Here is a 24,996-nt window from a genome sequence, read left to right on the forward strand (position 1 = left end):
AAAACCTCATGTCCATCAATCATAAGAACATCAGAGACCTGTATCCACAGAACTATAAGAAACTAATTGAGGCTGGCAAGCTGTAGTTCGTCGGGTGGATACGCGCATATCGCAGTACCCTTGATAAAGATAGTACTGGTGCGAGGAGTTCAGGCTGAACATTAATACAGATGAATGAGCCGGGAGAGAGTCCCTGGATCGGATGAGGAGACTTTAAGCCGAACGCCGTTGGGGTAAGTGATTTCTATTTCGCTTGCTGGATCTCTTTGTCCCGGACATAGTGGAACAAATCCAGTCTTGCTTTCTTCTTTGTTTCGCGATACCCAGTAGGCAAATGTGGCTACCTTTATTCCCAGCTGCTGGCTGAACTCTTTTTGCGTTAGTCCACTCTGGCGCCAACGCTCTACTTCTGCTTTCATGCGTGTTCTTTGATCCATTACTCTGTCTTTCCCGCAAAGTAAGTTCATTCAAGATGATCAATCAATACGCGGTTGGTCGGCCGGTTACGCATTTAAAGCCAAAGTGGCTTTGGAAGCCATTAAGAACGAGCAAACTTTAGCCGAATTGGGTAAGAAGTTTGATGTTAGTCCGATCGTTATTTCGAAGTGGAAGTCAGAGCTTCTAGAAAAGCGGGCATTTTGATCGTCCAGGATCTTCCGCTGAAGCGAGCGAAACAGTCGATACGGAGAAACTCTACGCACAGATCGAGCAGCTGAAGTGGAGAATGACTTTTTAAAAAAAGTCTCCGCCAAAATGGGAATATGAGGCAGCGTTCGGGATATATCCGTCCGGGCTTGCGGCGTCTATCGGTCCGTCGGCAATGTGATCTACTCTTCCCACAACATTGATGGGTTTACCTATTCTATTTGCCACATTTTGTATCCTTGCTAATTCTGCAGCATTTAACACCTTGCTAGCAAGCCTTCCAGCCTTTCCTAAATCTCCCTCATAGGGCAATATCCTTATTGCACTAATACCGGCATTTCCCCATTGCCCTCTACCTGCATAGATAGTAGCATTCGCCAAATCCGCAAGGCCTGTAGGATCGGCAATGCCGGCAACATCCAAGGTTGTTTGCAGGTTGTCCAGCCAATCTCCCCACTTGTTGTCTTATTCAAACATTATAGCCTTTATCACTGAATATTCTTTAAATAAAGACTCTACAATTGAATAAGATTTATTTTGGTTACAAATCATAATTGATTCACTTAACTGATTTTTCAACCTAAAGTGATCTAAATTTATTTTATAAAGCTCTCTACTAAGGACGATTTTATCTCCACTATAACTAATAATCTCAATATAGTCATTCGTTTGATTTATAACTGCTACAATCGATTGATATCTATTGATTGCTTTAAGAGGAAAAAAAATAGTAAAAAAAGAACTTATGATACTTAGAGGAATAAAAACTAGCCAGAATGCAGTATTGGCGATACTTACAGAGTCATATACGACCCTATAAGCAATCAAATAGTTAACTAAAATAAATAATGGCGTAACTAAAAATATGCTTCGCTTAAACGAAGAAATAGATTTTTGAATTACTTTTTTTCCTTCATCTGTTATCGTGAAGGTTCTACTATTTTCTAATTGCATCTAAAACAGATTTTGAATTATTATAAGTTCCATAAGTCCCACCGTAATACGATCCACCTAAGCCAATGAGATTATAAGGAGATGGATTACTCAGTACACTCTTCCATGCGCCTGCATTTCCTATAGGAGTTATCATTAATGCTACATCATTTCCTAATCCAAAAGATGACTGTGCTATTCCAATTTTTTGCATAGGAACACCATTAATCCTATCTATTCCTTTACCTAAAAGCGCTCCAATATTTGTAGGCATTGAATTAGCTCCGCGACTATCTCCTTGCATAGCAGCCATTAATTTAGAGCCATTTAAACCAATTCTTATTGCCCCATCTATCACTAAGGCAGTACTTAGGCCTCCTGTAAATACTTCTCCTCCTAATCCTAGAGCCACTTCTCCTACTCCTCCTAAAATTCCTAGTCCAGCATCTATTGCATTTGCTACATCTATTCCCCCCTTGTTAGCCACCCTAGCCGTAACTGTAACTTCCTTTAACTTGATACTGTTTTTATATGCTTCTGCAAAACCTTTCAATTCAGGATGGGCAGTCAAAATTACTTTCACAGCCTCCGACTTACCCCATAAAGCGTTATCATCCAAAAATTTTATTAAGCTAATATATGCATCTTCTTCGGTCTTTTCATGCCATCCCTTGTCCGCATTGTAACTATAGCCGTATTTGGATTCATTCAACATTTCAGTTAAGTAATCCTCTAGTGTCCGCCCCTCCAACTGTTCGTCCAATGGACGACTATCCTCCGGTGCTGCGCCTGTTGGGTCGTTGAGATTGACCGGGTTATTAAAAGAATAATTGTATGGATTCCAGGAAGCATAAGCATCTGCCAACGGGTCAACGCCATTCATCCTGCCGAGCACAGGGTCGTAGTCCCGGTAGGGCATGCTATACCAGTTGGGTTCGTCCGCGAAATCATCCTGTAGTTCACTTTCGCCATTGTACCGGCTTTTGTTTGGCGAGGTTGGCTGGGCGATACTGATGGCCATCCCCTTCATACTTAAACCAAATGGATAATAATGGTTCTCTTGAACAAGCCTGGCTACCGTAGTGCCGCCATTATTCCAGGCATCGAATGATACCCTAACGTTGCCCTGGTGATCCCGGATATAATATTCATAAACAAATAACCCACCATCTGTACGCACGCGGCCTTCTGGCATTGAAAAATAAGCCAGAGCACCGCCTTCGTACACAAAGTTGCCGAGATAATCAACTACCTTAAAGGCGGTATTGTTGCCTGCTGCATACACCTTCTTTTTAATGCGGGAACCAAAACCATCATAGCTATACTCTATCTTCCGACCATCGGTAAAATGAATGGTTTCGGCCTTGCCCAAGTCGTTATAGATTATTTGTGAAATTCCTTTGTTATTATCGCGGGTCAGGCTTCCCTCATCATTGTAACCATATTCATCCTGCGAATTGGCTCCATCCTTAAAACCTTCCTGGTTGCTGCTGACGTCTTCCACCTTTTTAAGCCAGTTACCGGAGCCACTGGCATAATGATAAATCAAATCGTCTATTAAAGTACGTTGCGAGCTTTGGTTGCTCAACTGATATCGTTTCAAAGACAAAATATTGCCATTATGATCATACGTGGCAGATTCATCGTAGCCGCCTACTTCCTCCGTCCAGCCGGTGCCTGAAAATCCCTGATAAAAAGCCGATACTAATCTGTTTACTTTATCATAGCGAAACTTGTAGCTGCGCTCTCTCACCGGATTTCCAGAACTTGTGGCGTAAGTACCGCTTGATTGTACTTTCCATTTAACAGCAGAAAGCGCTCCATTCCAGTTAAGCTTGTCTCCGCTCTGATCGTTAAGGCCCGCCTCAACCCGATTGTAGAGGAACTCCATGCCAAACAGGTCATTCGTATCATCGTTATTGTCATCCTCATGTAGTTTACTATTGTTGATGTGCGTTAACCAACCGCGGATGTGATACCGGTAATCTATAGATTGCAAAAAACCTGCAGCAATTGCATGCAATTTTTTGTCTACCACTTGCCCCAGCTCATTATAGTCATACTGTGCTACTAATTGGTCTGCTGAGCCATTATTGCTTTGATAAACTTTCTTTAACCGTCCATAATGTTCATACTCCAGTTTGTTCACCACGTTCACAACAGAACTGCCACTACTTCTGACGGTTTTTTTAGCAACTGTTGTCTGGCCTACAAAATTATAAATCGTTGTGTGAACATTATCCACTGTTGCAGAAAGATGGTTATTGGCCCGCACTTGTATCGGTCTGCCATCAGAATCATAAAAGGTGTACTTTACCGTCCAGTTGCTGGTACCTATAGTTCGCTTTTTTACACCTGTAGGTAAATCGAACGCAGAGCCTGCCGGATTAATCTTCTCGCCTGGCAAACTTTGTGCGGTATAAGAATAATCGTCATCTCCGTCTGCATTAAAATCATACCCATCGTAATAGTAAACCCTTAGATCTGATATGCCCGTCGTTGGAAAAACACGGTTTGAATATCCATGTTCTGTAGCAGCCTGCGTTTTTTCATAATAATGCGTTGTACTATAATTGATGCCGTCCAGATAGTCCTGTAGCTTTGCCTGCGGGGTGTTACCGGTGGTTCCGGGATCAGTATAGCTATAAACCCCTTCGCTTGTAACGCGTCCTTTGCTATCGTATTTAGAATAGAACCATTTATTTGAAGCCCTGAGTTGAGCGTTCTGAACCAAGACGGGTTGATCAAGCGTGTTATAGCAAATATAAACAGGGCCCGCGTCTGGTAGGTTTTTAGCAACAAGCCTGCCTTTAGCATCATACTTATATTCAAAAAGCCATTCATCGATAAAACCGGCATTCCAGGTAGCACCAGCTCTCAGTTTAGCAGTAGCTTTGGGAGGCACTTGGTAAATCAACCGGCTATAATCATCATAGACATAATATGTTTCCAGGTAGGCGACGTTGTTTGTTTGACCATTCTCAGTTATCGTTCCATCCAACTGCACTTTCTTCAACAGCAAACGCCCCTTATTATCATAAAACTGCAACACATGGTGCCCATTTTCGTCTGTTGTTTTATTAACGCCAAGAGCACCGGCCGCATACGTGCCGTTAAAGCCACTAGCTGTAGCTATCAACACACCGTCAGAACCTTTGTTCAGAGCCAGGTCAACCTTAAGGGTATGCCCGCTTCCAAGTTGCCAGTCGGCACCCGGTCCTCCTTGCTCTAACAATCGCGCAATCGGAGAATCATTGTACATGGCCGTAGAATACGGCTTGGCGTCATTGGCAATCTTATCGCCATTCCGGCTATAAAACTCCAATTGTTGCCCCCCTGCGTCTGCCTGGTAGGCTCCATTTCTGGTGTTGCTAACATAAGGCAAAAACTGAGCAGACTGATCCCCATATTGATCATAGGCAACATGCTGCACCATATCAAACCCAGAAGGGCTCGCGCCTGCATTCACTTGTTGAATTGGCCTTCCAAACCCATCTTCATATACGTAGGTTACTAGTTTATCGCTTAAAGGAGTGAGGATGATATCACTCGCCGTTTTTTTACCATCTTTTAATAAGATGGTGGTCTTGGTATAATTTAGTTGACTTAAATTAACTGGGGCCGGAGCTGACGGATTGTCTATAGTAGCGGTAAATGTAGCACCAGCTAGTACTTCAAAGCCATCCGTAAGGACGATCGAATTCAAAGCTTTTAATGACTTGCCATCGTACGCATCTTTATAAATATTGGTTCCATACTCCCAGGTAACCTGAGCGAAACTCTGAGTCAGGTTTACTAACAAAAATGTTAGTAACAGATAAATTCTGTTGGTTCTCATTTTATTTAGGTCTGTGATAGGTTTATGATTGATCAAGGTGTTATTGTACATTCAGTGAAGACAATGCCTAGCTTGTTGGAATAACCTCTTATATCATCTTGTCCAGATCCATTGGAAACCTCACAATACACCTTGTAGCTAAACGGGTAACTCAAAATAATGGAACTACCTGTTTGCGCCCAATTGGTCAATGCAATTTTTTCATTAGGATTGCTATCTTTCACGTAGTACCATTTATAGGTTAGTGTACCTAGTGATGTACCCGCAATAACCTGGGCATTAAAAGTTCTGTTCGCATTATTAAAGTTATCCTCATAATCACACCTTCTAATAATATTTGAGCCGGTAGTGGTTACAGCTACTATAATAGTTGTCGGTAATACTTGCTTTGTTACTTCAGTAGTCATTTCCCCGTAAACAGGATGGTTGGTTTTGTGCTTGAAGATGTAAGTACCAGCTGTTGTAAACTTATATTGCAGTGTGCTTGCGGAGCCCATAAGCGCATTGTTAATATACCAGGAATGGCTTACATCTGGTATACAAATATTAGTCGGGGAAAATAGCCAGGTATCTTCGGTATACATCTTACTATCTTCCTTTGTCATCCAGTCAGCATTTTCTGCAATCATTGAAGCATTGAATTCAGAAGAATACACCCAAGGAGTGTCATATTTATTTTTATACTCCATCTCCTTAAGTATATTTTTGTCCTTATCTTTTACATACTTAATTCTTCCTAAGTTGTCATATTCATAAAAGAAAGTAGATCCTCTCGAATCGGTTTCTGATGTTTTACCCAATACCGGGCTATAGTCGTAAGTTTTAATGGATGCATCGGCTGGGTATATCGCAAGGTCATCAATGCTGATGTAGTCTCCGGGATAAAGCGTGATAAGCAAAGAGCCGCTGAAGTCACTTAAATCCACAACGGTATCAAAACGATGCCATTTTTGATCGCCGCTATATTCGTGTATAATAAATTTAGACCCTCCGGTGGTTCCGTTTAGTGATATCACTAGTTGGCCAAGATCGTCTGACCAAATCCAGAAAGAAATCCGCACTTTCTTGTAAGCAGGTAGCGGAATTGTCTTTTCCAACCAGTAATCTTCTGTAAGCCCGACCCCGGAAGATCCAATGAAACCATGATAGGAGTGCCTGATGCCATCAGTCAAGTCAATCTCATTGCTTGACGCCATCTGTTCGCCAGCATTATAAACAACGTCTGCCCAGGATGCATTAGTAATTTCGGCCACGGGCAAACGTTTGTCATATCCCCAATGAAAAGAACGCTTAAACTTTTTACCATCAGATATGGTCAGAGGATTACCCACTTCATCATACTCTTCGATCTTCTTTACTAAAACATAATTTGGGTCGGCTGAGAAGCTTTGCATTGAACCCAAAGTTGTGATGCCTGAAGCCGTGAAACTTTGAACTACCGGTAATTCATAGATTGCGTCCAGCAAACCGGGTAATGAGGTACCGATGAACTTAAATTTGAAGAGCGTTGCCTGGGTGACCTTCTCCAATCCTGAACGGGTAACGGATTCAATGGTTTCAACCGGGATATTTATAAAGTTAGCTTGCATTCTTTGAAGCGCTTTGGTGGCATCATCGTTCGCGTTTACAATCGGATAATCCTGCACGTATTTAATCTTGGTTTGCGTGACAGACCCGTCGCTATTCTGCTGCGTTTTTCGGCTTATATGCTTATGATAAGGACTTTCATAGAAGTACGCTGTTTTACGTTCCGACTTTAGAGTGATATCTGTAGGATCGTAGGTGATTGTTTTCTCAGATTTGATTACGCGATCGGTGTTGGCTAAATGATAATACTCCGCCAAATACATATCATCAGAGTAAGTAAACCCTGCCCGTATCGCTTTTACTTTTATTGGGGTACCGGGTAATCGTTGATACTCATAATGTTGTTCCACCTCAATCTTACCCGATTCATTGTATATGATTTTCTTTTGTAGCAATGGATAATTGAAATCATAATTAGGATTCGGGGCGAAAGGATATTGATAAAGGCCATCACCGTAGAAACTTCTTTCTTCACACACATTAAAGCGTTGATGTCTCACCGGCCTTGACTTGGTTGCGCTCCACTGGTAGTCTGGTGTATTGGAGTCCAAATAGTAGTCAGACTGTGGAGACACTGGGGGAGACAGATATTCATATACTGTTTTTCCCCGGCCGCTTTCTTTGACGGTAGCTCGCTGATAAACTACATTTTCCTCTCCACCAAGGTTATTGGCGGTACGTAACATACCCAGAGAGGTATTTATTGTAAAGATGGTAGGATAAGACACGTGGCCGCTAGTCTGGCCATTTGCCATCTGATAATCGTATTCTACGGTTTTATTATTGACGTTAGTAACATCATCATAATAGATCATCTTTTTTATCCTCACTCCTGGACCATATACAGAGGTCGAACCATTCCAATAAGTATTTGGTTCATATTGAAATGCAACAGAGCCACCAGGAGGGAACACAACTTTTGCCAAACTCCCCGCGTTTACCGTATTTGGATTTACACTTCGGTCTATGCCCACTAAAGTTTGACCATTTATTATTAATTGTGGTGTAGGGTTAAAGGGGCTATCATAAAAATAGTCATTAAAGTAGTTCCAATAGTCCATCTTCACCGATGACGTCTTTGGAAAAACCGATTGGGTTCCATATACGCCATAATATTCAAACTGATAGGGTGGAAAGCTGTTACATTGTGCAGATGACTCTTGCACCGATTTAAGGAAAGTTCGTCTTGAAGGATTATTTTCTGTAGGGTCGCTAGTGACAAAGTAATCCAGAGCAAAGGTTTTGGATAGCTCCTGTTTAGCGGGGCCCGCACCTTTATAAAAGCTAATACGTCGACATACCCAGTTTAATTTTCGTTGCCCCTGCTCATTCGGATTATCGTGTTGGTCATCTTTGTAAAAATCGAAATAAATCAGGTCGCCACTTTCTGCAGAAATCTCCCTTACCCGCTTGCGAAGCGTACTTTCGCGGGTCACGATATTGGCGTCATGATCCGAAACACCGTCATGATCCCATAACTTGAGTGCATGAAAAACAGTATCCTTAATTTCAGGACCAAATCCGGAGTAAGGGGGCCTCGGATATGAATATTGAACATTATCGTAACTAAGAGATATCTTGCCTTTTTGCGGTGATATGATTTCTGTAAGGTACCAAGCCGATACAAAATGCACTCCTCGAAGTGATGGTTTGTAAGAATTGTTTGTTTCCGGGACTTCTCTATAAAAATAGTAATCTCTTTTAAATAGCCCTGAATAATCATTCAAGGTATAATCCGACTCAGTAACAAAACCATCTAAGTCGACAAAATATTTGGACCCTTTTAGTGTATATTGCCGTTCCTCGAAAACATACTTTTTCCCGTCATTAGTGATCACTTCAAACTTTGAAATCTGTGAGTTACCTCCGCTGTGCATGTAGTAAGGTATAATCTTAATGTCATCACAAGGCATCGTTCTAATAATTTTGTCCTGATCAAAAACGAATTTTATGGACTTCCCCGGCAGTTGGATAGTAAATTCATCTGGCTCTGTATCAACCAATAGGAATCCTGTTGGAGAGTTGAATTTGTCCCAATCTCCTGCTTCATCGGTACAGGTTGTTTGCGAATGGTCGGAGGTTATCACGTAGTCAGTAACTGCTTTCGCCGTATTATCGATAAGCCAGCCCTTTTTGCTTGCGGACATATAATCGTCCGGAAGACCGTTAACCTTACGGCTGACGCTGCCACCGGCATTAATATTCCAGTTGATGCCAACAAAGTCGGGCCCAGATTCCAAATCGGTTACCCTAACACCTTTTGAATTATAGCTTAGGGATATAGGGAGGGAAAGCCCACGGTCCGTAATTGTAGCAAGAGGAATATTTACATTAGTTGTACCGCTGTTCAGCTTAACTGGTATCTCAGGCTGACCATAAAGCACATTGGTAAAAAAGATGAATAGTGGTAAAATAATGTATTTGAGTTCCATTATTGAATTTTGTAGTTAATTATAAACTTGGTTTAGTATGCAATTCAGATAATTTGTCAAGCTGGCATCTCGGCTTCCAAGGGATTTTTTATTTATTCACGGTTTTATGCATAAGAGGTTATATCTAAGTAAGATTTAAAGTTCCAGACCAACACTAGCTAACTTCTAAGCTGAATCCACCTAAACAAGTTAACTAGTCGTAATAGGTTAGGTATTACTACTTGGAATTGGTGATAAAGCAATATTAAAAGACTTCACTGCAAACACACTGCAGTAAAGATATTTTTAGAATTTTTTTGAAATTTGTGGCTTTACATAATGGGATTCTGTTGATCCTGCTCTTCACAAGCCAGATTGGAGATGACATGATGTCTCCCCTAGATGCTGTTCCCCATCTATGACCACCCTAGGAAGTTAAAGGCTGGCCATCTACCGAGGCCTCAGAACGGTTAACAAGGTTGAGGTTAGATATGATTTCATGCTCAGGTTCTCACACAGGCAAGTTCGGAACTGTTTTATTGTTAAAAACCTTTTAATTGAATCATATAAATTTCAGGATAAAACAGGCTTTTTTTCTTGATATGTAAAGCTGGCTATGGGACACCAGATAAGAGAATACTTCATTACCAGTTAATTCTCGAATTATACGCTTTGAGTTATAGTTGTCTTCTTAATCACCTATTTTATCTGAATGCTGTTGTAATTAACCAGGTTACAGCGAAAGGCCGGCATTCGTTTCGGTCAGCGTGATTTTCCTAAAATGAGGCCGTTTAGTTATCTTCCGCAGGTAGAATTTTTCAGGTATATAAACGCAATAAAACTAACGAAAATCCCACAGTGAAGTTGTTATAAGAGTTTTCCTCACTTATCAAACAATTTAGCCCCATTCCTTACTCGATCATCGCTTAGATGACCGCCTGAATAAATCAAAACCTTAAACCTAAAACTCACCATCTGCCCCTTGGCTACCTTCAAATTAAGCTCCCTCGCTCCCTTACTAAACGCCTTCTGCCCTAGGGGATTCGCAGCAAACAAACCGTAGCCTCTCGCATGCCAATATGTGGGGTACCCCGGATTATCCTTATAATCAAGTATAGCCACCGAAATAGCTTCACCGGATATGGTCCCATCCACACGCACCCAATGCCCTCTGGTTCCCCATACATCATTCCCGATCTTCCCCTCACTACTCGTGTAAACCCCCGTAATCCCTTCATTATGGACAGCCGCCTTCTTGTTTACCCTTCCCAAAGAATCCGTAAAAACCCAGGGCTCTTCAGACCGGTGCTCCAGCTCCCGCGACAAGCGAATCCCGAACAACCCTTCCTTATCATCGGCAAAGGACACGTCCTCCCCAACAGCCCTTAACTTCGTCAGACGCTCTATAGTCCGCATATCTCCCTCTCCGGAAAATACAAACCGCGTATTTTCCTTCAACAGTACCTTCCCGTCAGGCTTCTCCCAATCAAGCTCAACCTCCAGCTCTGCATGTTCATCGCTACTCTTCATACTAACAACCCGACGGTGCCGGATAACACCATAAGCACTTCTTTTCTCCGCAGGCATATTCGGAACACTGTTCCAAAAATCCAGCCCGTTCACGTTCCCATAGTTGAACCACATCCCAACATGGTGCGGATGATCAACGCGTTCTCCCGGTCGCGGATCCATCGGCCATCCCCTGGTGATCAACGTACCGCGGGATGTACGTATTGGATACAAAACTGGTTTAGTCAGCACATCCGGATATATGTAGGATGTAAAAGGCTTATCATCTACGAATATGTCAATACGCTTTTCTGCGCTATTCTCTGAAATAGCAAAGCGTTTTTTTGAAGCTTGTTGAGCGACGGAAGTAATCATTAAAGAACAGCTGGCAAAGAGCAAAACGACTGACTTAATGTAGGTTTTCATAAGCAATAACTGGTTACAGAAGCAATTTTGCAGGATCCTGACGGTTGTCCCAGAATACCAAAAGCTCAATATAGTTAGTTTTCACCCTGTAAAGCAAACTCACTTGCCTTACTAAAACACATCGATGCGTATCGCTTTCTTTTGAATAAGGATATAGCAGGGGATTATCGCAGATATAGTTTATTACTTCTTCTGTACGGTTTATAAAAGCTTCTATCTCTTTTGCCGTCCATTTTTCATCGAGGTATTCGAGAATATAATTGTAGGAAACCCTAGCTGTGGGAGACCAGGTAACAGAATAATCCATTATCTGTTAAGATAACGTGCCTTCATTTCTGCCATAACTTGGTCATGGGGAACGCCCTCCCCCCGATCCAACTCTGCTTTTGCCTTATTTACAGCTTTTTGTACTTCCACAGGCAGATCGCCCCAAAAGTCTCCCTCTGAAAGACCAACCAATGACTTAATTTCATTAAGCAGGGTATCATCGTTGCTCTGAATGATCTTTTCTACTATTCTGTATTTTAATTCAATATCCATAATAACAACTTCCATAAAGTTAGCATTTATTATTTTCAATCTGTTCATTGCAAAAGTTGCAGACTTACTTTTCATTTACCCTCGACTGCTCCTGCTGGTTAGAGCTCTTATTATTTCCCACCTTCAAATCCTTTCCCCCACTGAAATTATACCTAACAGACAGCGATACCACCTGCGAATTCGAGAACTGCAGCGATTCACTCAGATACCCGTTATAAGCGGTTGTTTCTCTGAAATCGTTCAGCAAACCTGTTATATCTTCCATACTCAGCGAGACATTCAACTTCTTTTTATAAAAATCCCTGGAAATCCCGGCATCCAACATAAAGCCTCCCTGCTGTTTAATCATTGGTCCGGCTAAGGGACTGCTCATCACTGTTCCCGTGACCTCTAGATCCACATCAGCAGGTAACGAAAAAGAATGACCGGACCTCAACATCACCATCCGGTTCTTTGAAAAAAGCAAATATTCCTGGTCTTCAAAACGCTTATACCGGTAAAGCACATTGGTAAAGCTCTCCCACCATTCAAAAAGAACTAACGGAACACTCAGGTTTACGCTCAGAATCTGCCCCTCTTCAATATTCGCGTTTCTCCCATGCCGGATACCGGTCGCCGGATCGTACTCCGACAAATAATAGATATTATCAGAGATCTCATCGTAATTAAATGACAAAAAACACGACGAGTAGCCCATGTTGAAGCCGAAAGCGTGCACAATCGAAGGTTTTAGTCCCGGATTGCCCTCCTGAATAAAAAACGGCGTCGAGAAGGAAAAATAGGGGACCAGCGAACGGTAAGGCGCACGGTTAATCCGCTTTCCGTAATTGGCAGACAGATAGAACTTCTCACTGGCATTGTATTTCAACAAAAGTGTAGGAAACAAGGCCATACTATCATCTCCTTTCCCAACCGCATCACGGTGGTCATACTCAGCACGCAGTCCCATACTTCCTTCCCATTGCTTACTCTTATAATCCACGCTGAAGTAACCGGCCGCCAGATCCTCCTTGTACCGGTAAGAATAACGATATGCATCAAAAACTTCATCTATTGTGGCCTTCAGAATCGAATACTTCGCTCCCACGGAAAACTTAAAACTGTTACCAAGCGGTTGTATAAAATCTAATTGTGAGCTGAAAATATAATAGTCGTTGTCCGAGATCTGTTCTTTCCGCACATTATACTCACCGCTCCCGGAATACTCATAATAGTTAACCGGAGAATTCTTCACCGTGGTATAATCACTCAGGAAGGTTAGGCTACGACCCCTTGCATCCTTATACCGGTAGTTTAGGCTATAAGAAGCTGTCGCCTTCTCCTGTTCTCTATCGGAACTTAAAATCAGCACTGAATCAACCTGAGGCGAGCGGACACGCACCGAAGAGTAACCGTCGGATTGACTTCTTCCCAAATTACCGTAAGCCTCCAGACTGAACGTATGTTCCGTCGACGGCGAGAACTGCACACCGCCGCGATAATTATAGGTATTTCCCAAAGACTTATTTCTTTCAGCCGAAGACTGGGTTTCAAAAGCCAAAGGATAACTGACCTCCTCACTCTGCCTGGTAAAATCCCTGTCGCGACGATAGGCCAGTGAACCGTAAAAAGTCCATTGATCCCGACCGTAACTCAGTGATGTTCCTACAGACGGCGACAGATAGTGCGCCTGGTCCTGAGTACTGTAAATGCTTCCGCTGATTCCTCTTCGCACACTTTTCTTCAGGTAAATATCAATAACCCCTCCCTGACCTTCCGAGTCGTACTGAGCGCCCGGTGCTGATATCACCTCTATCCGTTCGATATCGTCACCACGCAAGCCACCAAGAAAAGAGGAAACATCACTCTGCGTCATATTCATTTTCCTACCGTTCAGCATTACCACCACGTTATCCTTTCCATTCAGCGTAATGATGTTGTTTCTGCCCACAATGACGCCTGGAGAATAGTTCAATGCCTGAAGCGCATTTTTATTTTTAGCTACTATGGTATTTTGCATGTCGACGATATACCTGTCCGCTCCCCGCCGGATGCCAGGCATACGAGTTGATACGACTACCTCTTCCAAACCTGTGGCTGATTGCGTAAACCGAAGCGGTTTCAGCATTATCGATTCTTTTAAGCTGATGGCCTGACTGATGCTTTCGTATCCGAGGTATGAAGCTGTTATCGTGTAAGATCCTGCAGACAAACTGCCGAACTCGTATTGTCCTAAAGAATCTGTGATACAAACTCTTTTAACTAGCGAATCCTGATAAAGCGAAATGGTTGAATAAGGCAGGGCTACTTCATCCGGGTCGTTCACAGCTCCCTTTATCGAAAAGGACTGCCCGTAGCCCTGACTTACATAAAAAAGTAGCGATAAAAACCAAACCAAAACCCTATTCATCAAATAGTTATGAAAAGATTTACGATGTCAATGTATAAAAAACAAACGATGGTCTATACAACGCTTTGTCATTCGAAACAATGACGTATATCATAAACAAAGTAATGCCTGGTAAGAATATAATGAAAGTTTAGAGCTTATCCCTGTGCGTATCCTGGAATCGACGAATGGAAAGAACTGAAAAAGCAATACCGGAATTTGGAATCTCTCTAATATGAGAAGAGCCTACCAAAGGACAGATATTACAGGAACTCAAAGAAGGAGTTCCTGAACTTAAATTAATAGAACAGGGAAAGCTTAAGGCTCGACCCGCGAAAGATCTACTGAATGAGCTATAATGTTTCGTCAATCCCGCTTTTTGACAAACAGGCTAAAAGGTTGGCCAAAAAATATCCATCGCTTAAAAAGGATTTGGCGGAACTGATCGAAAGCCTTGCTGATAATCCCGAGAAGGGAATAGCTCTAGACAACGGCTTCTATAAAATACGACTCGCTATCGCTTCCAAAGGCAAAGGTAAAACGGGCCGGGCAAGGGTAATCACTTACGTGAAAAGCTTGTATCAATGATACAAGCTCTCATTTATCTTATTCGATAATCGCGAATCTGTTCGCTGTATGAATATCCTTAGTTTCCTCTATATGTGGAATAACCATACGCAGAAAGCGTTATCGGCACATGATAGTGATCACCATCTTTAATCTGGAACACAACCTCGATAAAGGGGTAAAAGCTCTCTGTATTGCTACGTTTAAAGTAGTCGCTTGTATAATAGGTAAGTTTGTAAATCCCCCTGTTTTTCTTTTCAGCGCTTAGAAATTTCGTGATTCTCCCGTTCTTGTCGGTAATTTTCTCATCTACAAAAGACCACTTATTTTTCTGCTTACAATATTGCTCCAATCTGATTTTCACTCCACTTGCCGGAGAACCCTTCGAAACGTCCAGTATATGACTAGATAGCTGATAACTGGTATTCTGAGCGAATGTCATCAGAGAGAACATGGCCAGAATGGCTGTAAACATTAGTTTTTTCATCTGTTTTTTGTTTTATTTTGTTGAAGTAATACCCAATTCAGTTAGACCGGCAGATTTCGCGATGAGGTCATCATTTTCCGGACTCCCACCCCCAGCTACACCAATGCTCCCTATCACATTTCCTTTGTACCAAAGAGGCACTCCGCCGCTTAGCAATAACAGCTCGGGCAGACTGTTTAGGTTTTTTGTATCAACGTTTGATTCCGCCTTTCGTAGCAATACAAGTGTGGGCGTTTTAGTCGACAAAGCGGTAAATGCCTTTCTCCTGGCCGCTTCGGTATTATGAGGACCAACACCATCACCTTTCATCAGTAAGAGCGTTGTTCCTGAAGCATCCAGAACGGCAATAGAAACGTTCTTATCTAATGAAGATGCAGATTGAGTCGCACGTGCGGCTATTTCGAATGCCGCTTTCAATGTTAAGTTGTCCGACGTCTTCACATAGCTGTCGGCGGTAATCGGAGTCAACGGCTTCTCAGGGCGCTGTTGCCCCAAACACACTGTTGAAGATAATAAAAGAGCGAGCAGAATTTTCATAGAAGATTTTTAACAAAGCTAATGGTGTTAAGATTAGCAATGCTTGTCCTATGTCAACGTTTTAGAGTTTTGCTTTTATTCTGCTTAAGGTAGAAGGGGAAATGCCGAGGTAAGAAGCGGCCAGCTTATTGGATACTCTGACTAATATTTTAGGTTGGTTTTGAATGATCCATCTAACCTTTTGCATGGCATCAGATCCTTGAAATCCGTAAATCCTCTTTTGAGCCACGATAAATCCGAGTTCTAATATTTCGGTATATATTTTAGTGAAGCCGGGCATGGTATCAACCAAGTGATAAAAATCTTCCCTGGAGATGCGAAGCAGTTCGGAACTTTCAATAGCCTGCATGAACTCTTCCGCAGGTTGCTGATCAATAAAGCTGGGCAGAGCTGTGACGAAATTACCTTCAAATGCAAAATATCTCGAGATCTCATGCCCCTCCTGAGTATTGGTAAACAACCGGATACTGCCCTTGTTAATAAAGTAGTAATGCCGGGACACCTGATTGTAATTCAGGAGGATTTCATTTCTCTTCGCTTTGAATGGCTTGAAATAGGAACAAACCGCATCAAGCGTTTGGCTGTCGATCTCCATCTTACTTTCAAGAAACTTTCTTAGTATTAAATACATACCTATCAACCGGCCAAAATCAAACGTCGATAAATCTAGCAAAAAGGCTTGAGGTTTATGCAGCTTTAGCAAGCTGGACACGTGGCTTTGGACAACTTTTGGTCAGCTTCTCCTTCCAACCACATCTCTCCCAGCTTGCTCCCACGGTGAGGCCACGTTTTTCCGCGAAAAGGTGGCCTCACTGTGGCCTCACTGCGGCCTCACTCTGGCTTTACCCACTCCCTGCCCCCAATTTGGTCACCATGCCTCCACTAACTAAATTTTCATTTATAATAACTTTTTGAAACCAGATTATGTTTCTTATTAAATAAACCAACCTAAACTTATCATGGCCATTCGAGACAAAGACGGATTTTGGCGCGGCAAAAAAGGCGACAGCATTTTACGTCGGGTCAATAACCAGCAAGTCTTATCACAAGCGACTAAAAGCCAGACGCAAACCGGACCATCTATAGCTTCGAGTTCCGAATTCGGTTTAGCCAGTAACACGGCCAGAGCGATGCGCATGGCGCTCGCCACATACCACACTGGACTGGACGGCAGTTTGAACAATCGTTTTAACGGAGCTGTGATCGCAGCGCTCTGCCAGTCTCCTGAGGCCGAATCCGGGCGGCGCGACATACACGATGCGAGCACCCAGCCGCTGATCGGGCTTCAATTCAACCAGCATGCACCATTGAATAAGCTACTGAAAGTGCGTCCCCTGGTTACCATTCTTGATAACAACATGCTGAATGTCACCCTACCAGGGTTCCAGGTTAGAAAAGAACTCAGCTATCCCAAGTCGGGCTTCAACATCGGTTGCACCGTCAGGATAACACAATACGCTTTCGACTTCCGGAATGAATTCTATATACCACTGGGGTTCAGGGAAGTGGAGATCAGGCAGCCGCAATTCGAGGGTTTTGACTGGAATTTCGATGAATGCCTTCCTCCCGGTTCACTCGCAATCGCCTGCATGTCGCTTCACTATTATATTCAGGGCGCGGCGGGAGAATACAAAGTACTTAATATCAAAGAGTTTTCACCCGCAGAATTGATCGCCGCGTACCATATTCCGCCTGATCCCAGCCAGCCAGCGACAGCGTACCAAGACAACTACCTGCCCCTCGACGGCTACCGGGGTAATGAAATGCTCAGAAATAAAGATCCACGTTGGGCGTGGTAAACGAATCAGAATCAAGAAAATACAACGATGGCAATTTTAAAAGGCGGACCAAATGGTCCATATAGTGGCAAGGTGGGCAGCGTAATAGGTAGTAACTGGCGGGATATTGACTATATAAAGGGATTGACGCTGGTTAAAAAACGAAAGCCTTCTGAGGCGCAGATCATCCAGAGACAACGCTTTCCGGATTTAACGACCTTCCTTTATCAGGTTCAGGATGCACTAAACAAAGGCTGGGATAAAAAAAAGAAAACCAGAGGAACCATCACGAACGAGGCCATAAGTTATAATTCACGGTATGCGCTTCATCCAGGATGCGGAGGAATTATCTTTTCGCGTATCAAACTTAGTGACGGGGCCTTACCGAAGCCGTCGGACGCCAGAGTACAGCGCCTGAGCCCTGACTCGGTACGAATAAGCTGGAATCCTGAGGTACGCTCCTTCAGTTCCTCTCCGGAAGATGAGGCAACTATCGTGATCTTCTGTCCGAAAAAATGGCTCCCGCTGGTGTTGGTAGGGCAATACCTGCGCAGGGATGCACAGGCGGAAATTAGCTCATCCGCGATTGGCGAGGAGGAAATCTGCCATGCGTATATTTTCTTCACTTCACCCAGGGGCATCAGCTCTCCAACCTTCTATATGAAGGTTTGTGCGAAGACGGAATCAGAAAACGAGATCGAAAAGTTTGGGTAACAGAATTACAGCGGATACAACAATGGCAAATATTGCAGCTACCAGAACGGCTCCGGCAGCGACGTCCTTGATGACCTTGATCCTGGGGTCATAGTTTTTGTTCAGATAGTCCATGATCCGCTCTATGCAGGTATTGAACATCTCCGTAACGATCACCAGGGTAAGGGAAAGAAGAATGAAGAGCCACTCCAGCGCATTTAATCCGCAGAGAAATGATAGGGAGATAGCGATCAGCGCCAGGATCAGGTGAAGCCTGCCATGCACTTCCTTGCTGAAAAACGTTCGGATTCCAGCCACCGCAAAGAGGATACTTTTATACCGGGCCATCCAATACCGGCTCATGACTAGTACAGGGCGCTAATGGTTTTCCACATCGTACGTACACTGGAAATAATAACCAACACACCTACGCTGATCAGCATGGTTTTTGTCTTAAGCTTTCCGGCTAGTCGCGCTGCCAGAGGCGCCGCAAGAAGTCCGCCGATGATCAGTCCTGCTATAGTTTCGATGTGACTGGTACCCAGAATAATGAAGAAGGTAAGCGCACTTCCGAAAGTAACAAAGAACTCCGTAAGGCTGACCGTTCCGATGATATAGCGCGGGGTTTTTCCCTTGGATATCAGGGTACTGGTAACGAGCGGTCCCCAGCCTCCTCCTCCGAAGGAATCCAGAAAACCACCTGCTCCTGCTAACCAGCCGGCGTTTTTAACTTTTTGTGATTCTCTGCGCTTCTTGAAGGCGTTCACCAGGATGCGTAAACCGAGTAAGAGGGTGTACAGAGATAGAACGGGACGAAGCCATTCGCCGTACTCTTCGCCCAGGTAGGCGAGTAAGGTGGCTCCTATTACAGCTCCTAATACGCCTGGAAGAACCAGAGCTTTAAAGAGCTTTTTATTGATATTGCCGAAGCGGTAATGGCTATAACCTGATGCGCCGCTGGAAAACATCTCAGCGGTATGTATACTCCCGCTAATAGCTGCGGGGTTAAGTCCTGTCGAAAGCAATACCGTTGTGGATATTACGCCGTAACCCATCCCTAAGGCTCCATCGACCATCTGCGCTACGAAACCGGCAAGCACCATCCAGCCGAAGGCTGCATCGAGATCGAGGTTCTGAACAAATATTCTGAAGTCGCCCGCAAAATTGTGCAGCGGGTAGTAGGATGAAACTACATGGCCAAGCAGAATGAATGCCAGTGCAAAGAGGCATCTGTTGGCAATCTTGCGCCAATAGTTTTCTTCTTTATTTCGTGCAGCTACGGCCTCTTTTTGATGTGTATTTACTGCTGCGGTGTTAGCTGAGGGTGCGGGTGCGTTAAGTGTCGATACCATTACGCCGGCGTCGCTGGCGTCTTTTAATATGGTTCTGACCAATGCTGTATCGGCGTACTGCAAAACGATCAGGTCGTAATACGTTATGAGATCATCCGTGTAGGCGTTGTGAAAAGCGCGAATTTCCGGTGCGAGGTTCTCAGCGTCCAAAGCAAAGTCTTCACCCTCTACCTTCAGGAGGTCGACGACGATGTCTTTGTTTTTATAAGCTAAGGCAGAGATGGCTTTCGAGACTTCAGAGCTCTCTCCGACTGCTAAGATCTCAAAACTCTTATTTTCTACACCATTGAGCTTTGATATCTCCGGAACTTGCTGCATCTGGTAAATTTTAGTCAAAAAAAAGAGGGACACATGCCCTCTTCACAAAAGTATATAAATTCTACCATAATGATAGATTGAAATTTTATTTATTTCTTTACCCTACTTTCCAGGTCTGAAACAGAGATCGTCATCATCCTTCCAATCGGTTTTTTATCTCTGTAGGTAATGACCCGCATGGTCGATGCGTCTTTTGGAACGACCAACGGTGCGGCATATTTCGGATAAAAATGATCGGGAAAAGAGTTGTCGAAACTGGTGTAAATATCGAGTCCTTCAATCTGGGGCGTGAGGCTTACTACCAGCTCTCTGTTCTTGTTGCGACTTGCACTCACGATTGGATCGTACATGGAGGGGGCGTATTTTACTTCGGCAATGTCCATCCGTTCGAAGTGCTTTTCTACGCGGCCAATAAAATCGTTCCAGTTTCTTTTCCTGGTCGGCGACCACAGTGCTTCGGAAATTGCCCATCCGCGTGGCCAGGCCATGTATTCAGCCTGCCGCATATTATAGACTTGTTCGGTCCACAGGTTGGCTTGCCCCCCTTTTATCAGTTTGGGATCTACACCGTCTGGTAGTGCTTCCAGCTGGTAGGACTGACTGAGTAATACAGTAGCGTAATTTCTGGGCTCTATCGCCGGGTCTCCCTGCATCAGATCGATATAGGCGTTTTGCATAGGGGTCATCACCACTTCATGACCTGCCTTCGCCGCCTCTATTCCGTTCTTCACCCCTCTCCAGCTCATTACCGCTGCACTCGAAGGTACTCCCCCGGGTACTATTTCGTCCCATCCGATAAACTTTTTACCTTTCGACGCGACAATTTTTTCTACTCTCCTGGTGAAATAGCCCTGTACTTGTTCCATGGTTTTCAAGTTTTCGCGCTGCATGAGGGCTTTCACCTGCGGGTTTTTCGCCCAGAAATTGTGGGCTGCTTCATCGCCTCCCATGTGAATGTATTCAAATGGGAAAAGCTCTGCCAGTTCGGTCACGACTTTATCGACAAACTCGTATACTTTCTCGTTTGCCGGGCATAGCGCATTGTCGACCAGGGCAATCGGAGGTGCACCGCGTGACCAGTCCATAATTTGTTCTCCTGAGCGTACTACGTAGTTCTTTGCTTCCGGAGTGCAGGATAGTTCAGGATATGAAGCAATTGCGGCCAGACTATGTCCGGGTACATCAATCTCAGGCATGATGTCTACAAAGCGGGCCTTGGCATATTCTACGAGCTCTTTTATGTCTTCGTGGGTGTAGAAGCCTCCGTAGTTACGGGGCTCATTGGCTGTGGGGGGACTGAACTTTCCGAAATACCCTACTTTCTTGACGCTCCATGCACCTACTTCTGTTAGCTTGGGCAGGCTTTTGATTTGGATTCTCCAGCCTTCGTCATCAGACAGGTGCAGATGCAGCAGGTTGTATTTATAGCGTACCATGTTGTCGATAAAGCGCTTTACCTCTTCCTTGGTAAAGAAGTGGCGCGACACGTCGAACATCATCCCTCTCCATCCGAAGCGCGGATAATCGGTCACTTCCATACAAGGGATCTCCCAATTGACTTTCTGCATTTCTTTCGCGCTTTCAATCTCTTTGGGAAGAAGCTGTATCAGGGTTTGGGACGCGTAAAACAGTCCGGCCGCCTTATTTGCCTTGATCATGATCTGTTTCGGGCCCACTTCAAGGCGATAACCTTCGTCGCCGATCAGCGTATCGGGTTCTCTGTTGATCTGGAAATAGATGGTTGCGGAGTGGTTCTGCGGACTAAGGGTGATGTGTGATCCGGTAGGCACTCTCAGTCGCTCCTTGAGGAAATCGGCTACATGCTGCAAACCGGGGCTGGTACCGATCCTGATAATCACGTGTTCGGGAAGTGTGAACGTTCCGGTGTGTTTGATGATTTCCACCGGCTCGGGGATGATGGCTACGTCTCTGGTTCGCTGCTGGGCGGAGGCCGTAAAGGCGCAGCACAGTAGTGCGATAATCAGTTTCTTCTTCATATTCTTTTGGATGTGTTTCTGTATTTAGTTATTCCTTGTACCGTTTAACCATACCTGCTGTACCTTAAAGTCTTCGTCGAAGATCAGCAGATCTGCCTTGGCGCCTGCTGAGATGCTTCCCAGATCGGGCCTTCCGAGGATCTGCGCGGGATACAGGCTGGCCATTCGAAGTGCCTCCTCGAGGCTAATGCCCACGTGTTTCACTGCGTTTTCAACAGCTTTCAGCAGCGTAAGACCAGATCCTGATAAGGTTCCGTCGGGGAGCGTGAAGCGATCAGACTGCCTGATGTGGATATATGGACCTTCTAAGGATTCTTCTATGGCATCGGTAATAAAAAACAGACGCTCTTGCATGATCTTTTTGGCAATGGACACCGCCTGGTAGTCGACGTGAATACCATCGACGATAATACTGGCTCTTACCTTGTCTGACTGGAAGGTTGCACCGGGCAAGCCCGTATCGCGATGGTGCAGAGGCGACATCGCATTAAAGAGATGCGTGGTGCAGCTGATCCCCTGCCTGAACCCTGCCGCTGCCTGCTCGTAGGTTGCAGAGCTGTGACCTGCGGAAACGATAACCTGGTTTCGGCTAAGCAAGCGGATGATTTCCTGACTGCATACCTCTGGAGCAAGTGTCATCATTTTGATAACTCCTTCTGCTTCCTGAAGGAGCGCTTCTACTTCTTTTATTTCGGGCGGTTTTACATACTCCCGGATATGTGCTCCACGTTTCTCCGGATTGATATAAGGACCTTCCAGATGGAGTCCCAGTACCGCCGGATGCGGGTTATCTCTCACTACCCGGATCGCCTCCATAAATACCTCCATGGAGTTTGTAGCCAGGGTAATCAGGAAGCCGGTCGTTCCCTTGGCGACAAGTGCATCGGCTATCGCGTGAAGCGCCTCGGCTGTGGGCTTGGCGGAAAACAGGTATCCGCCTCCTCCGTAGATCTGCAGATCGAGAAGTCCCGGGGCAATGATGGCGCCTTGACAGTCGGTCACCTTTGCTTGTTGGGGAATGCCGGCGGTATCAATCAGGCCCTGGATAATGCCATCTTTTATCAGAATGGATTTATCTTTTACCAGCGTTTGGCCAGTATATATACGTCCATTACTTAATACTTCTATCATGCTATAGTTTTAAACGCACTCTTCTTTTTTCCAAAAGAGCCGCTATTTGTATGATTAACAACGAAAATAAGAAAGATTTAGTGAGCCCTATCGCCCCTGTACGAAGTTCGACCGGCAGGCGGTAGTCTATTGTCTGAAGAAAAGCAGAGTGAATATAGGGCAGCAGAAAACAGGTTAAGGTGCTGACTCCTGCCGGTTTTATCCATTTATACCACGCCGTAATTCCTTTCAGATCGGTGAGGTAGACAAAAAAAGCAAAGGCCAGGATACTGATGCCTATACAAATAGCTGTCCAGGACGGAGTGGCAAGAATCTTTGAAATTCCCCAAAGTGGTCTGGTAACGAGTCCGAAACCGATCATAAGGATAGCAGCCAACGGCACAAAGATCCAGAACTTTTTGGCGGACTGACGACTATCTGCGTAGACCATCGAGGTGATGACCCCCGCCATGACTAAGGCGGGTAAAGAGCCGCTTTCCACCATCCAAACGTAGCTCCTGATCCCATCCAGAGCATGCAGCCAGCCTGAATGGTTCGCTATGCTGAAGAACAGGAAAAAAGTAAAGGCCAGAAGTTGTCTCTTGAATTTCCCTTTGGAAATTAAGAACACCATACTGCTCAAGAGGTATGACCATCCGATTAAGCCGAGAATTCCCCACCAGCGCGGACGCATCCAGATGTGGCCATCCGGCGCGTCGCCTTTATAGATAATGAGCAGGATACTGAGAAGGATGATGCCAGTAATCTGAAGCACCAGGGGCCTTTTACTTCCGCTATCTTTGCTATAGTCGAGCCAAATGAGGAAGAAGGAAATCGTAATGAGGAACTCCCACAGCGGCTTGGGAAGTAGTGCTTCGCTACTGTAGTTTCCGAGGTTCACATGGCAGAAACCGATAATCAGGAGGGCTAAAGACCTCATCAGGATGTGGCCGCCCGTGGCCATAAGTGAGGAGCCTTTCTTCAGCCGGTTTTGAATAGCAACAGGAATGGAAAGCCCCACAATGAAGAGAAACGCAGGAAAGATGACATCTGAAAAACCCATTGCGTCCTCGTCTGCCCGGGAATGCCCCAACCATGCGGGAATCTCCTTCAGAGTCCAGAAGTCGTTTACAAAAATCATCAGTAGCAACGTAACTGCCCTGAAGGCGTCAATTGAAATCAATCGGTTTGAATTTGGGTTCTCTATCATACCTTTAGTCCAATAGCTTATTGATTTTTACGAAAGTATACTGCTTGGCTTTCAACTCCGTCAGAAGCTGATCAAGCTTATCGTAGAATTTATCCTTGCGCCGCGGATCAGTTCCGATGTGGACCAGCAGAATAAATCCGTTTAGTCCATGAGGGTCGCCCTTCTCGAAATCGAGAATCGAATCATAGATCTCCGCGGAGCTTCTGTAGCTTTTACCCATCTCCGGATAGGTATAGTCGGCAGTAGAGCTGGTGCCCGGAGAGAAGTTAACGACCTGCAGGCCGAGATCTTCCGTCCAACTAACGATTTGCTTATTGTACCACTCATAGGGTGGTATAAAATAGGGCGCATCTTTGCTTCCTACACCAAAAGGCAACATCTTGCTATAGTTTGCGAGCAGATCCTTTTTGAATTCATCTTCTGTAACCAGCAAACTGTCCCGCTTTACCCAGTCCGCATACAGCAAATGCTTATCGGAATGAGCTCCCAGATAGTGGCCGGACTTCCGAATATCCCTGATCAGTGATCGGAATGCGGGTTTTGCATAGAAGTTTCCCGTTAGAAAGAATGATGCCTGCGTGCGGTGCTTTTTCAGCGTTCTTAGAATTTCGGGACTACCATCTGCAAATTCATCGCCCGTGAAGACAAGTGCGATGGTTTTTTGGCTCAGGTCACCACGTATGACAGCGC

21 protein-coding genes are annotated in these 24,996 nt (G+C 44.5%); 3 read left to right on the forward strand and 18 right to left on the reverse strand.

What is annotated here, in order from left to right:
- Positions 1–161: 161 nt before the first annotated feature.
- From tnpA to B0I27_RS13005, 9 genes are all read right to left on the reverse strand, one after another.
- Positions 162–467 (reverse strand): IS66 family insertion sequence element accessory protein TnpA, encoded by a 306-nt coding sequence (tnpA, locus tag B0I27_RS12965; RefSeq protein WP_146133132.1) that lies wholly within the window; start codon positions 465–467, stop codon positions 162–164.
- 265 nt (positions 468–732) lie between these two features.
- The gene (locus B0I27_RS12970) at positions 733–1,068 is read right to left on the reverse strand and encodes a hypothetical protein (RefSeq protein WP_106294036.1); all 336 of its coding nucleotides are present in this window, start codon (positions 1,066–1,068) and stop codon (positions 733–735) included.
- Between the two features lie 42 nt (positions 1,069–1,110).
- Positions 1,111–1,599 (reverse strand): hypothetical protein, encoded by a 489-nt coding sequence (locus tag B0I27_RS12975; protein WP_106294038.1) that lies wholly within the window; start codon positions 1,597–1,599, stop codon positions 1,111–1,113.
- Entirely contained in the window at positions 1,583–5,416 is a 3,834-nt protein-coding gene (locus B0I27_RS12980; protein ID WP_181276776.1) for a DUF6443 domain-containing protein, read from the reverse strand. The genes B0I27_RS12975 and B0I27_RS12980 overlap by 17 nt, the downstream gene beginning before the upstream one ends.
- A gap of 32 nt (positions 5,417–5,448) precedes the next feature.
- A complete protein-coding gene (locus B0I27_RS12985; protein WP_106294042.1) occupies positions 5,449–9,435 on the reverse strand; it encodes a hypothetical protein in 3,987 nt (1,328 codons plus the stop codon).
- An 861-nt stretch (positions 9,436–10,296) separates the two neighbouring features.
- The gene (locus tag B0I27_RS12990) at positions 10,297–11,349 is read right to left on the reverse strand and encodes a DUF6807 domain-containing protein (RefSeq protein WP_106294044.1); all 1,053 of its coding nucleotides are present in this window, start codon (positions 11,347–11,349) and stop codon (positions 10,297–10,299) included.
- A gap of 13 nt (positions 11,350–11,362) precedes the next feature.
- Entirely contained in the window at positions 11,363–11,656 is a 294-nt protein-coding gene (locus tag B0I27_RS12995; protein WP_106294046.1) for a type II toxin-antitoxin system RelE/ParE family toxin, read from the reverse strand.
- Positions 11,656–11,964, reverse strand: coding sequence for a hypothetical protein (locus tag B0I27_RS13000; protein WP_146133133.1), 309 nt, complete (start codon positions 11,962–11,964; stop codon positions 11,656–11,658). The genes B0I27_RS12995 and B0I27_RS13000 overlap by 1 nt, the downstream gene beginning before the upstream one ends.
- On the reverse strand, positions 11,954–14,278 hold the full coding sequence (locus B0I27_RS13005; RefSeq protein WP_106294050.1) for a TonB dependent receptor: 2,325 nt from the start codon (positions 14,276–14,278) through the stop codon (positions 11,954–11,956). The genes B0I27_RS13000 and B0I27_RS13005 overlap by 11 nt, the downstream gene beginning before the upstream one ends.
- 327 nt (positions 14,279–14,605) lie before the next feature.
- Here B0I27_RS13005 and B0I27_RS13010 point away from each other — a divergent pair, with 327 nt between their 5' ends.
- Positions 14,606–14,845 (forward strand): hypothetical protein, encoded by a 240-nt coding sequence (locus B0I27_RS13010; RefSeq protein WP_106294052.1) that lies wholly within the window; start codon positions 14,606–14,608, stop codon positions 14,843–14,845.
- A 58-nt stretch (positions 14,846–14,903) separates the two neighbouring features.
- On the opposite strand, the gene uraH is transcribed toward B0I27_RS13010, so the two are convergent.
- From uraH to B0I27_RS13025, 3 genes are all read right to left on the reverse strand, one after another.
- A complete protein-coding gene (gene uraH / locus B0I27_RS13015) occupies positions 14,904–15,311 on the reverse strand; it encodes a hydroxyisourate hydrolase (protein ID WP_106294054.1) in 408 nt (135 codons plus the stop codon).
- A gap of 12 nt (positions 15,312–15,323) precedes the next feature.
- The gene (locus tag B0I27_RS13020; RefSeq protein WP_106294056.1) at positions 15,324–15,848 is read right to left on the reverse strand and encodes a heme-binding protein; all 525 of its coding nucleotides are present in this window, start codon (positions 15,846–15,848) and stop codon (positions 15,324–15,326) included.
- Positions 15,849–15,909: 61 nt separating this feature from the next.
- Positions 15,910–16,479 carry a Crp/Fnr family transcriptional regulator gene (locus B0I27_RS13025; protein WP_106294058.1) on the reverse strand — a complete coding sequence of 190 codons (570 nt, stop codon included), beginning with the start codon at positions 16,477–16,479 and terminating at the stop codon, positions 15,910–15,912.
- Positions 16,480–16,984: 505 nt separating this feature from the next.
- On the opposite strand from B0I27_RS13025, the gene B0I27_RS13030 reads away from it, so the two are divergent.
- Both B0I27_RS13030 and B0I27_RS13035 read left to right on the forward strand, forming a co-directional pair.
- Positions 16,985–17,647, forward strand: a complete 663-nt coding sequence (locus B0I27_RS13030) for a hypothetical protein (RefSeq protein ID WP_146133134.1) — start codon at positions 16,985–16,987, stop codon at positions 17,645–17,647.
- A gap of 27 nt (positions 17,648–17,674) precedes the next feature.
- Positions 17,675–18,340 (forward strand): DUF6266 family protein, encoded by a 666-nt coding sequence (locus tag B0I27_RS13035; RefSeq protein ID WP_106294062.1) that lies wholly within the window; start codon positions 17,675–17,677, stop codon positions 18,338–18,340.
- Here the strand turns inward: B0I27_RS13035 and B0I27_RS13040 are convergent.
- The 6 genes from B0I27_RS13040 to B0I27_RS17750 all read right to left on the reverse strand — a co-directional run bounded on the left by B0I27_RS13040 (position 18,311) and on the right by B0I27_RS17750 (position 24,988).
- Positions 18,311–18,667 carry a diacylglycerol kinase family protein gene (locus B0I27_RS13040; protein WP_181276777.1) on the reverse strand — a complete coding sequence of 119 codons (357 nt, stop codon included), beginning with the start codon at positions 18,665–18,667 and terminating at the stop codon, positions 18,311–18,313. The genes B0I27_RS13035 and B0I27_RS13040 overlap by 30 nt on opposite strands.
- A 17-nt stretch (positions 18,668–18,684) precedes the next feature.
- The gene (locus B0I27_RS13045; RefSeq protein WP_245925512.1) at positions 18,685–19,989 is read right to left on the reverse strand and encodes a sulfite exporter TauE/SafE family protein; all 1,305 of its coding nucleotides are present in this window, start codon (positions 19,987–19,989) and stop codon (positions 18,685–18,687) included.
- 89 nt (positions 19,990–20,078) lie between these two features.
- Positions 20,079–21,986: a beta-N-acetylhexosaminidase gene (locus B0I27_RS13050; RefSeq protein WP_106294066.1), complete on the reverse strand. Its 1,908-nt coding sequence runs from the start codon at positions 21,984–21,986 to the stop codon at positions 20,079–20,081.
- Between the two features lie 24 nt (positions 21,987–22,010).
- On the reverse strand, positions 22,011–23,117 hold the full coding sequence (gene nagA / locus B0I27_RS13055; protein WP_106294068.1) for an N-acetylglucosamine-6-phosphate deacetylase: 1,107 nt from the start codon (positions 23,115–23,117) through the stop codon (positions 22,011–22,013).
- A 1-nt stretch (position 23,118) separates the two neighbouring features.
- Positions 23,119–24,306, reverse strand: coding sequence for a heparan-alpha-glucosaminide N-acetyltransferase domain-containing protein (locus B0I27_RS13060; protein ID WP_106294070.1), 1,188 nt, complete (start codon positions 24,304–24,306; stop codon positions 23,119–23,121).
- Positions 24,307–24,310: 4 nt separating this feature from the next.
- A complete protein-coding gene (locus B0I27_RS17750) occupies positions 24,311–24,988 on the reverse strand; it encodes a polysaccharide deacetylase family protein (protein WP_342751878.1) in 678 nt (225 codons plus the stop codon).
- Positions 24,989–24,996: the final 8 nt, after the last annotated feature.

Source organism: Arcticibacter pallidicorallinus (assembly GCF_003002875.1).
In the GTDB taxonomy this organism is placed as follows: domain Bacteria; phylum Bacteroidota; class Bacteroidia; order Sphingobacteriales; family Sphingobacteriaceae; genus Arcticibacter; species Arcticibacter pallidicorallinus.

What these genes read in the sequence shown, in the direction of transcription:
- B0I27_RS12975 (WP_106294038.1), bottom strand. Translation starts at nt 1,599, where the DNA reads ATGCAATTAGAAAATAGTAGAACCTTCACGATAACAGATGAAGGAAAA.
- B0I27_RS13000 (WP_146133133.1), bottom strand. Translation starts at nt 11,964, where the DNA reads ATGAAAAGTAAGTCTGCAACTTTTGCAATGAACAGATTGAAAATAATA.
- B0I27_RS13060 (WP_106294070.1), bottom strand. Translation starts at nt 24,306, where the DNA reads ATGATAGAGAACCCAAATTCAAACCGATTGATTTCAATTGACGCCTTC.
- B0I27_RS12990 (WP_106294044.1), bottom strand. Translation starts at nt 11,349, where the DNA reads ATGAAAACCTACATTAAGTCAGTCGTTTTGCTCTTTGCCAGCTGTTCT.
- B0I27_RS13050 (WP_106294066.1), bottom strand. Translation starts at nt 21,986, where the DNA reads ATGAAGAAGAAACTGATTATCGCACTACTGTGCTGCGCCTTTACGGCC.
- B0I27_RS13040 (WP_181276777.1), bottom strand. Translation starts at nt 18,667, where the DNA reads ATGGCCCGGTATAAAAGTATCCTCTTTGCGGTGGCTGGAATCCGAACG.
- tnpA (WP_146133132.1), bottom strand. Translation starts at nt 467, where the DNA reads ATGAACTTACTTTGCGGGAAAGACAGAGTAATGGATCAAAGAACACGC.
- nagA (WP_106294068.1), bottom strand. Translation starts at nt 23,117, where the DNA reads ATGATAGAAGTATTAAGTAATGGACGTATATATACTGGCCAAACGCTG.
- B0I27_RS13045 (WP_245925512.1), bottom strand. Translation starts at nt 19,989, where the DNA reads ATGCAGCAAGTTCCGGAGATATCAAAGCTCAATGGTGTAGAAAATAAG.
- B0I27_RS13005 (WP_106294050.1), bottom strand. Translation starts at nt 14,278, where the DNA reads ATGAATAGGGTTTTGGTTTGGTTTTTATCGCTACTTTTTTATGTAAGT.
- B0I27_RS12980 (WP_181276776.1), bottom strand. Translation starts at nt 5,416, where the DNA reads ATGAGAACCAACAGAATTTATCTGTTACTAACATTTTTGTTAGTAAAC.
- B0I27_RS13035 (WP_106294062.1), top strand. Translation starts at nt 17,675, where the DNA reads ATGGCAATTTTAAAAGGCGGACCAAATGGTCCATATAGTGGCAAGGTG.
- B0I27_RS13020 (WP_106294056.1), bottom strand. Translation starts at nt 15,848, where the DNA reads ATGAAAATTCTGCTCGCTCTTTTATTATCTTCAACAGTGTGTTTGGGG.
- uraH (WP_106294054.1), bottom strand. Translation starts at nt 15,311, where the DNA reads ATGAAAAAACTAATGTTTACAGCCATTCTGGCCATGTTCTCTCTGATG.
- B0I27_RS13025 (WP_106294058.1), bottom strand. Translation starts at nt 16,479, where the DNA reads ATGTATTTAATACTAAGAAAGTTTCTTGAAAGTAAGATGGAGATCGAC.
- B0I27_RS13010 (WP_106294052.1), top strand. Translation starts at nt 14,606, where the DNA reads ATGAGCTATAATGTTTCGTCAATCCCGCTTTTTGACAAACAGGCTAAA.
- B0I27_RS12985 (WP_106294042.1), bottom strand. Translation starts at nt 9,435, where the DNA reads ATGGAACTCAAATACATTATTTTACCACTATTCATCTTTTTTACCAAT.
- B0I27_RS13030 (WP_146133134.1), top strand. Translation starts at nt 16,985, where the DNA reads ATGGCGCTCGCCACATACCACACTGGACTGGACGGCAGTTTGAACAAT.
- B0I27_RS12995 (WP_106294046.1), bottom strand. Translation starts at nt 11,656, where the DNA reads ATGGATTATTCTGTTACCTGGTCTCCCACAGCTAGGGTTTCCTACAAT.